This is a genomic window from Nostoc sp. JL23 (genome assembly GCF_017115065.1).
GTDB classification, from domain to species: Bacteria; Cyanobacteriota; Cyanobacteriia; order Cyanobacteriales; family Nostocaceae; genus Nostoc; species Nostoc punctiforme_A.
In genome coordinates, this window is sequence record NZ_JABXKN010000076.1 from 153,422 (window position 1) to 162,161 (window position 8,740).

Here is an 8,740-nt window from a genome sequence, read left to right on the forward strand (position 1 = left end):
TCTCCTTTTAGGAGAGAGATTTAGAGAGAGGTTTTCCAGATACCGTGAAAAGCCAGGTAAACAAGTTAGATACTGTTGTAACTTAGGCAAATCAAATTGTTGATGATTATTCAATAAATTAAATAACCGTTTAACAACAGCAAAATATTTACAAAGATGCCAAAGCTTTCTCAAAAAGTCCTTCATTACTAACGATTTGTGACTTATACTTTAGGATAAAATTACAACTCAGATAAGATTGCTATACAGAATTAATAATAACTGAATTGCAGCCCAAAGCCGATAAATTTCTATACGAATACTTGTCATAGATTGGGGGGATTTTAATTACCAGTAAAGTAACCATTGACCATCACAAAACAATCCATGACCTTGCAGAGTTATTCTTTCATCGTCAGGATAAATACAAGTAGTTGGTGCAATCTGATGAAGTGTGTGTCCACTGTGCAAGACAATTTCACCAACTTTGTAATTATGAAAAGTTTTGGTTCTAAATCGTTTAAGAATCTCTGCATCACCTGCGATCGCTTGACTATAATCATTTATATAGTTAAAATCCCAAACATTCAACCCACCCCCACTTTTCGGCAGTTTAATTGGTAAAGTAAAGGATATTGTGTTTATAGTATCGAGTTTACCTTCATCCCATTTGAGGTTTTGGTATTGCAAATCGAAGTGTGTGGTAGCATTTGGTTTCGTGATAAGATTAGAATCTTGCCAAATATGAAACCCAGGCAGCGCTGCATCTGGTTTATACCTTACAGGGTTTATAAGCGTCTGCTCTAAATACTCTTTGATTAACTTATAAAGCCAACCTAAGTGTAGTTCTAGAAGTAGATTATATTCATGAGCTATAGTATAATAATCCTTAGAAAAATTAGGTTGATTTAAGAAATCTAAGTAACTAGCTGTACCTAAAGTATAGAAAAACTTTGGAGAGTTCCCTCGTTTTATCCAGAATTCTCTTAAACTATGAATTACAGAACAAATATCATTACACTGTTCAGATGTCACAATTTGTTCTGAGAAAATTTCATTACGCGAATCTGTATACCAACTAATATTATTTCCTGCAATATCTTCTGTAAGCAAAGCTAATAGCGAATCTGTTATTTTCCCATCTGCCCGAATATCATATCCATCGTATCCCGGCATTGGATTAACTTCTAAACACCAGTACTCTAAATCGTTAGTAACTTTAAAATCCCAACCTGCAAACTTTAACCCCAACGCAGCAGTTGCATTAATAATTTTTTGATGTAAAGCTTCTGGTAACTCCCACTCGATATACTCAGCTTCTTCATGAAAATGGCGATAGTCTACCTGCGGACATTTTATTAATTCTGCGTGAACTCTATCACCCACTACATGCGCCCGCACATCAGCGCCCTTTATATATCTTTGCAAATGAACTGGGCCAGCGTCTGGGTGAAAATCGAGAAACTCCTCTGATTTTACCAGTCTACTATCGGCACGAACACCCGATGTTGTCTTAACAATTGTTAATCCAGCGTTAGCAAACTCAGCTAGAACTTCTGGATTGGAACTAGTAAGGCTATCAGCAACTTGAAAACCTAAAGATTTTAGATGAAATTCATGAAGCGGTTTTGAGAAATTATTTGCACCAGCACCAGGACGATTAATTACGTTACCGGGAATATGTTCTAGCCAACAGCAAAGTGCAGCAAGAAGACTTTTCCATCGCCTCGCATCTTGTACATCTGATTGTACGGTTGAAAGATCAATCAAGCGACAATAATAAGAACCATGAGGATTTAATACATATTTTTGGCTAGAACAACTTATCCAGCTTTGATTATCATCGGGTAATGCTAGCCTCCAATCTCCATTTTGAATAACTTCGCGTAAATTAATTACTTGGACTTCGACACCACGAGATTCAGCATAGTTAACAAAATGACAAAAAGTGCGATCTGAATCGAGACCAATTGCATAAATCATGAGAAAATAGTCTCCAAAAGTGCGGGAGCAAAATCTGACCAAACAAACTGTATTTCTTCCAGTGATGGATAAGGGTTAATACGAGCAATATTGGCACTTTCTAGGTTGCTATCAATACTCCAAGTTACAGTGCCAAATACCAAATCTAAATTTCTCAGCAGCGAAATACTTTTTTCTTCTAACTGCAAATGTTCTAGAGATGTATTGGTGCAACGCCATGCTTTATCTTCTAAAACAACAACAATTTCATATTCAAGGTTAGTCGAAACCCAACTTGCGCGAAATGGCCCCACCCCTTCAGGGATTTCTGGATACGCAGTAGTATTATAAGTAGTTAAATCTTGGAGATACCATTGTTTATTGAGTAATGCTTGCGGCGATGGTGGAACTTGTGAAGAGAATATTTCTAGATTGCTAGTATAACCAGCCTTTAATTTAGTCAAGTTAGAAGAATATGATAAATTACCCCAAAGACTATTTGCAGTTGGACGATTAATTACTGGTGATTTAGATAATGTCATCGCTGCCCATAAAGTAGCAAGACACTCATCATAAATAAAAGAATCATCAAAACTAGTGCGAATCGGCATCTGTGGCGGAATTCGTAAAATAACTGGGATTTCTGGTGTAATAGATAATTTTTCAGAAGTAACACTGATAGAAAACATTCTTGCAGCATTGCAAACATCTAAAACTTGACTCGTATAACCTTTTTGTCTAACCAATTCGTTAACTGCTTGACAAAAAATGTCATCAGTCGAACCAATAATTAATAAATCCATAATATTTAGTCCATCATTTTTCTCATCGGAGGCTTAGATTCCCAACTTCTTGAAGAAGTCGGGAATCTGTTTTTTGACAATCTCTATTTTTTAGAAGATTGGCTTGTTAACTTTAATTAAAGTTTGAGGACGCGCATTTCGTAGTACAGGTATTTTTAGCTGATCTGCTGGTAAAATAACTGGATTAATTCTATCTATAAGACCACCACCACAGTTACCACTTTCGCAAGTCTCTTTACTATCCTTACCTTTATCGCTAGAATCTTTGCCTTTATCGCTCGATTCTTTTGTTTTACCACCGTCAGTTTCTAAGACACTATTCAACGGTCGTTGGTTCAAATTATAAAGAGTATCGCGACGAGCAGCATTGCTAATAAAAGGCTTATTGGATACGCTATTATGAGAATTTACTTGTGGGATAGATTCAGCTTTAGCTACAGTACTAATAATTGAACTAGCAATTGCTAAACCCATTACTAATGCTAAACGTGTAGAAGTTGAACTTGTAATTTTCATTTTGATTATCTTTTAAGTTGGTTTTTTGCTTTTGTTGTTTTGACTGGATTTGTCAAGGTTGTACCGCTACTTAAATTTCATCTTTTTTTCTCTTATAACTCATTCGTGACAGGTTAAAACAAGATTACTTTATTAAGTAAATTGTGATAGTATGACAACTGGTGAAAAAATCAAATTAAAGTTTTCAGTTTTCACCTTTCACTTAGTCAATAGGTTTGCTTTGATATTTTTATGCAGTCTTGGTAAAATTTTTGAGAATTATTTTTTGAGAATAATTCAATCTGGAATACAAATAGAAAAACCCCGCAGAGGCGAGGTTTAATGCTGGGATAAATTTTATATTTTGCAGCAGTTTTGAAGTACAAAGCTATGGGTTTTGAGGCAATAACTAGAAACTCTTTCTATCTGATTTTCAGTCTTGCTTTGTTTACCTCACCCTGCGGGTTCAGCAGTCGCTCATGGGGAGAACCCCCTTCTCTACGAGACGCTCCGCGTTCGCGTAGCGTTGCGTTCGCGCAGCGTCTCGTAGAGAAGGAAAGGCGCTAGCCTCTCCCTTTGGGAGAAGACCGCGCTGCTTCACTTACTTGCAAACTTCTCTATTGTTGTTAGAGTAATAATTGATGCTGATTTTTAGTGATTATTTATCTCACTCTTGTTTGCTTTTGAAAGTATTCACGAGAATAGTAATTTTGTCTGCCGCTATTATCTAAAAACTGCGTGTAGCCTTGCAACAGTAATTCTTGACGAGCAGAACCCAAGGTTAGTAAGGAATTTGCGAACCCTTTATTATAGTTGGCTGTTGCATATTTATGATTAGTATCTTGGACATTAATACCATAGGTAACTAATGGTGCAGTTCCCCAATCACAATTACTAGGATGACATTTGCCAAACACCTGAATATTTAATTTATTGCTACCACCTGAGGTAATTACTAAACGAGTAATATTAGAAGTATTGGCATCTTTATTTACCCAAGTACCAATAAAGTCAGCTGGTACAGCTAAAGCAGGATTGATTAAAGCAGTAGTTAAGATGCTACTAGCAGCAATAATACTCAAAGAACGTTTCAACATTTTAGTCACACTCCATTATTCGTAATTGTTTTTGTAACTTATTGATAAGTAGACACGATTACCAGTTGGCTAAGTATAAAACATTTCATTTAAGTCGAAATATAATCCTCACACCTTGTAGTAAAGTTTGTGTAGGCGTCCTTTAACGCTTTCAGTCTTTCTATAGGTTGGGTGACAATTTTTTATGCATCCTCGACAAAGCATTATTGAAATTTTTTCAACTTTTGTGCAATTTGACGCCGATCGCTTCAGCCGTTGGGCGACGGAACCAAAATTACGTCGCAGTATGCAAAGTTATCTCAACCGCACGTCTCAAGAAACTTCGGAACATTTTTGGGTTTTGTATTGGTATAAATTTTGGCTGATATCTGAAACGAAGCTACTGGCTAAAGAGCATCTGGCAGCTTACTTGCAAGAATCCTGTTATTGGGCATCCCAAAAAACAGTTAACAGTTTTGCGAGTACTCAGTACAAGCTATCAGACTGTTTTCAGATTGCGATCGCTCAAGTTGATAAAGTCCTCAAAGGATTTAATCCAGATCGAGGCTTTATTTTAAAAAACTACGCTACTGCCCTCTTTAGCAGTGCTATTCGGGAAAATTTACGCCAAAATCGTGAAATTGATATTTGTACCGATTGGGGATTATTACGAAAAATCACTAAAAAGTTTTTGGTGGAGTCTTTACAAAATGCAGGTTTATTGCTAAAAGATATTAACGATTGCATCCTCGCTTGGAACTGTTTCAAAAGTATATATATCCCAACGCAAAAAGGTACTTCTCGCCAGATTTCTCAACCAGACAATGAGATTTGGGAGGCGATCGTGAAAGCTTATAATTTACAAAGTGGTCAGCAAGTCAATTCCCAAACCCTAGAAAAGTGGCTTTTAACTGCTGCTAAAGCCGCACGCCGCTATCGTTATTTTCCCGTTGACTCTCTCAATATCCCTAAAGGGGGCGATGATTCGTGGGAGTGGCTTGATAATATTCCTGGAACACAACAAGAATCTCTAATTAATGAAATTCTTGCTCAAGAAGAAGAACAAACAAGAAACTTTCAACAAACTGAGATTAACAAAGTTTTAGTGGCTGCGATCGCTCAACTTGAACCACAAGTACAAGAAATTTTGCAACTTTACTATGCTAAAGAACTAACTCAAGACCAAATTGCCAAACAATTACAAATACAGCAATATACTGTCTCACGGCGACTAAAAAAAGCCCAAGAAACTTTGTTACGCTTTTTAGCTAATTGGAGTAAAGATAGTTTGCATATTTCCATTACTTCAGACCTACTTAAGAATATAAACATCCTAATGGAGGAATGGTTGAAAAATTACTATGGTGTATGACAAGGGAGTGGGGGCTGGGGACAAGGGGAGTTAGAACCTTGTTCATCCATCTCAAAGCTTCGTTAATTCACCTCAAAGCTCCGTTAATTTAGCCTAGAACCTCAACCCCAATCCCTATGACTACTGACACCACTGTATTTACTTTCGCTAACCCAACAGATATGGTTTTGGAAATCCCTACAACTACCCAAAACCAAGCGGATTTACACAGCCAAGCTTTTTCTAATGCTAGTTCTCGCTATCAAGCTTATATTAATCAACTTTGCCTCGGTGCTATCTTGCTATGGTTGCAAGAAGACTGGACACCACAGACAAAGGTTTGGCCAACTACCACTGCTTTACCCAGTTTCTGGGAACTGGTTAATGGAATTGCACTCACGCTTGATACAACAAGATTAGTCTTAGTTCCCAGTGAAGCAATTGATTTGAGTGAATTGCGAGTCCCCCAAGAATGGGTGGATATTCCTAGTTGGGTAGGTGATTATTATTTAGCTGTGCAAGTTGAACCAGACGAAGGCTATGTTAAGGTTTGGGGTTATTGTAGCCATGAAAAACTAAAAACTCAAGGCAGTTTTGATGCCAGCGATCGCACTTATTATCTGGATGCTACTGATATAATCAACGACATCAGCGTTTTAGCGATGGCGCGTCAATTGTGCCCAGAAGAACCCACCCGTAGCCCTATCGAAGAGATTCCAAGCTTATCATCACAACAGGCACAAAATTTAATTGCCCGTCTGGGAAACCCGGAAATACTTACACCTCGCCAAGAAATCCCTTTTCAACTGTGGGGTGGATTAATTCAACATGGCGGTTGGCGACAAAATTTATATCAACGACGCTTAGAATTACCAGAACAGTGGTCAGTTCTCCAATGGTTGCAAAGCGGTGTTTCTCAAGTTGCTGAGGCTGTTGGTTGGGGAAGCTTTGATTTACAACTTAGTGCTGCTGGGGCGCGGGGTGTGGAAGACACACAACCAAGTACCATTCTCTCTCGTCGGTTGGCGATCGCAGGCCAAATTTACGAACTTTTGATTAGACCACAAGGTGAGCCAGATGCAACTATTTGGCGATTTGAATTACGTAATGCCGCAATCGGTGCAGCTATTCCCGGTGGTTTTAAACTCCGATTACTTACCGAAGATTTACAGCCTTTTCCCAATAATGAAGATGTAGCTGCAACGGCTGTAGAACAACTCTACGTAGAAGTTGCCTTAGAAGCAGGAGAAAGCATAGTTTGGGAAATAGAACCTTTTCCCGACAATTATAATTGGGAAATACTCAAGTTTTAAAAAAGAATTTAGGCGTTGCATATTTGCGGGGTGCCGAAAACCGCGTACAAGAAATCGACTCCATCTTGAAACAACTCAGTGCGATCTCTAAACAATTCAATTGCGCTGTCTTGGGTTTGGCACAGTTAAAAAGAGAAGTTGATACCCGCTCCGAAAAGCGTCGAACCAAATAGTCCGTTTAAAACTTATACCAAGTCTAAGTGAAGGTGCATAGAACTGTAGAATAGAGAGCATAAAAGAAGAAACTCTTGAGGAAGCAATGGCACGCTCTTTCAACCTAGAAGTTCAAGAAAGTGCTGAGTATTTGTCAAAAAGCCTGAAAAATGCGCGAACAGCAGATGAAAAAGAGCGTTTACAGATGCTCTGGTGGCTCAAAACAGAGCAAGTGACGCAGCATTAAGAATTGAGCCGAAGGTTGGGCAAGAGATGGATCAACAATCACGAGATGGCTGCAAAGGTATAAACAAGGAGGACTATCTAAACTTTTAGAGGTAAAAACTGCACCAGGGGCAAGTCCTTTAATTCAAGGAGAAATGCTGACACAGCTAGTGTCGAGATTAGAATCTCCAGAAGGATTTAGCAGTTATAGACAAATTGTCCAATGGCTGGAGCAAGAATGGAAAGTACAAATCAAATACAAGACAGTTTACAGTTTAGTATGACTTTATCCTTGAAGCTCTGTTTCACCAAGCTTTATTATATGCAGACTCATAAAGAATTGGTATAACAATATCTGCAAAAGAGATAGCCTTTTATCAAATAAATCTAAAATTTATATAAATAATTTATCAGTGAAGTTTGCATTACAGGTGAATACCCTGGCTAATGATGTGCTAAAAATAGTTTTACGGCAAGTATGCTGTGGTTAACATCTGGCTGAAACTGTTAAATGTTAACCATTACATCTGACGTTATAAGCCTACATAATTTCTCAAATTTAATTATTACAACAAGTCATGAACAAAAAATGGGCTGTCAAACGAATCACAATAAATCTCGCATCAGTTGAAAGCGAAAAACTTGAAAAATATTGTGCCAACACAGGTAGACCAGCAACTGATGTGATTCGGGAGTTGATTCGCTCTCTGACAATAACCGAGATGTCAGCGTCTGAACAGACTACACCATGTAGCTCTGACCCTGTTGTACACAATCATTCTTTACCTACTCCTTGTTAACTAAAATACCCAAGATTTAACTAGCACGATATACACAACGCATATGTGCTAGGTCTTTGTTGTGTTGTCAATAATGCAAAATACCCGAAAGCAATCCATATATCCATCACATTATCGTATTGCTCTCCATCTTGCTTCTTGAGTTCCCAACCGAAATTAGCAGTATTTTACTTACGCCTTGCACTCAATTATCTATTTTTCTTCAATGCCTCAAGGCTTACCTCTTATTCATTGTATTTGTAATACTATAAGGTAATAACAATGATTCCAGTTGCGTTAATGTTGGATGATTCTGTTTTAAATATTAGACCTGATTTTAATAAAGAATCTGTGACAGTTGTTCAAATGAGCAGAGTACCCAATATTGGCGAATCTCTAGAGATTTATGCAAATCAAAACGTCTATTCTGAAACAGAAAAGTTCACAGTCACTAGAGTTACTCACTGGGTTCTTTTACAAGGAGATTTTAGAGAAAGTGAGCCAAAAGCTGAATTCACTCTTGCTTACCAAAGCTAATTTGGACAAAATACACATCTTGCAAGAGGAAATTTTGCACGGACGAACTGGTACGTAGGGCAGTTTT

The 8,740-nt window shown here is 37.8% G+C and carries 11 protein-coding genes; 7 read left to right on the top strand and 4 right to left on the bottom strand.

Annotated features, from left to right (window positions below; genetic code table 11):
* Positions 1–327: 327 nt before the first annotated feature.
* The 4 genes from HWQ42_RS16440 to HWQ42_RS16455 form a co-directional block, all read right to left on the bottom strand.
* Positions 328–1,962 (bottom strand): hypothetical protein, encoded by a 1,635-nt coding sequence (locus HWQ42_RS16440; protein WP_292813891.1) that lies wholly within the window; start codon positions 1,960–1,962, stop codon positions 328–330.
* Entirely contained in the window at positions 1,959–2,744 is a 786-nt protein-coding gene (locus HWQ42_RS16445) for a hypothetical protein (protein WP_292813894.1), read from the bottom strand. Before HWQ42_RS16445 ends, HWQ42_RS16440 begins: the two co-directional genes overlap by 4 nt.
* 90 nt (positions 2,745–2,834) lie before the next feature.
* Complete coding sequence (locus HWQ42_RS16450; RefSeq protein ID WP_292813896.1) at positions 2,835–3,260, bottom strand: hypothetical protein; 426 nt, start codon at positions 3,258–3,260, stop codon at positions 2,835–2,837.
* A 641-nt stretch (positions 3,261–3,901) separates the two neighbouring features.
* A complete protein-coding gene (locus tag HWQ42_RS16455) occupies positions 3,902–4,336 on the bottom strand; it encodes a hypothetical protein (protein WP_292813899.1) in 435 nt (144 codons plus the stop codon).
* A gap of 184 nt (positions 4,337–4,520) precedes the next feature.
* Here HWQ42_RS16455 and HWQ42_RS16460 point away from each other — a divergent pair, with 184 nt between their 5' ends.
* From HWQ42_RS16460 to HWQ42_RS16485, 7 genes are all read left to right on the top strand, one after another.
* Positions 4,521–5,687 carry a sigma-70 family RNA polymerase sigma factor gene (locus tag HWQ42_RS16460; RefSeq protein ID WP_292813902.1) on the top strand — a complete coding sequence of 389 codons (1,167 nt, stop codon included), beginning with the start codon at positions 4,521–4,523 and terminating at the stop codon, positions 5,685–5,687.
* A gap of 116 nt (positions 5,688–5,803) precedes the next feature.
* Positions 5,804–6,979, top strand: a complete 1,176-nt coding sequence (locus HWQ42_RS16465) for a DUF1822 family protein (protein WP_292813905.1) — start codon at positions 5,804–5,806, stop codon at positions 6,977–6,979.
* A 23-nt stretch (positions 6,980–7,002) separates the two neighbouring features.
* Positions 7,003–7,152 (top strand): DnaB-like helicase C-terminal domain-containing protein, encoded by a 150-nt coding sequence (locus tag HWQ42_RS35570; protein WP_367119059.1) that lies wholly within the window; start codon positions 7,003–7,005, stop codon positions 7,150–7,152.
* Between the two features lie 86 nt (positions 7,153–7,238).
* Positions 7,239–7,379: a hypothetical protein gene (locus HWQ42_RS16470; protein WP_292813908.1), complete on the top strand. Its 141-nt coding sequence runs from the start codon at positions 7,239–7,241 to the stop codon at positions 7,377–7,379.
* Between the two features lie 37 nt (positions 7,380–7,416).
* The gene (locus HWQ42_RS16475; RefSeq protein ID WP_292729924.1) at positions 7,417–7,641 is read left to right on the top strand and encodes a helix-turn-helix domain-containing protein; all 225 of its coding nucleotides are present in this window, start codon (positions 7,417–7,419) and stop codon (positions 7,639–7,641) included.
* A gap of 294 nt (positions 7,642–7,935) precedes the next feature.
* Entirely contained in the window at positions 7,936–8,157 is a 222-nt protein-coding gene (locus tag HWQ42_RS16480; protein ID WP_292729831.1) for a CopG family transcriptional regulator, read from the top strand.
* 279 nt (positions 8,158–8,436) lie between these two features.
* Positions 8,437–8,673, top strand: coding sequence for a hypothetical protein (locus HWQ42_RS16485; protein ID WP_292813910.1), 237 nt, complete (start codon positions 8,437–8,439; stop codon positions 8,671–8,673).
* The last annotated feature ends 67 nt before the right edge of the window (positions 8,674–8,740 follow it).

Coding starts and splice junctions, on each gene's coding strand:
- HWQ42_RS16485 (WP_292813910.1), top strand. CDS start 8,437: ATGTTGGATGATTCTGTTTTAAATATTAGACCTGATTTTAATAAAGAA.
- HWQ42_RS16460 (WP_292813902.1), top strand. CDS start 4,521: ATGCATCCTCGACAAAGCATTATTGAAATTTTTTCAACTTTTGTGCAA.
- HWQ42_RS16465 (WP_292813905.1), top strand. CDS start 5,804: ATGACTACTGACACCACTGTATTTACTTTCGCTAACCCAACAGATATG.
- HWQ42_RS16445 (WP_292813894.1), bottom strand. CDS start 2,744: ATGGATTTATTAATTATTGGTTCGACTGATGACATTTTTTGTCAAGCA.
- HWQ42_RS16440 (WP_292813891.1), bottom strand. CDS start 1,962: ATGATTTATGCAATTGGTCTCGATTCAGATCGCACTTTTTGTCATTTT.
- HWQ42_RS16450 (WP_292813896.1), bottom strand. CDS start 3,260: ATGAAAATTACAAGTTCAACTTCTACACGTTTAGCATTAGTAATGGGT.
- HWQ42_RS16455 (WP_292813899.1), bottom strand. CDS start 4,336: ATGTTGAAACGTTCTTTGAGTATTATTGCTGCTAGTAGCATCTTAACT.
- HWQ42_RS16480 (WP_292729831.1), top strand. CDS start 7,936: ATGAACAAAAAATGGGCTGTCAAACGAATCACAATAAATCTCGCATCA.
- HWQ42_RS16470 (WP_292813908.1), top strand. CDS start 7,239: ATGGCACGCTCTTTCAACCTAGAAGTTCAAGAAAGTGCTGAGTATTTG.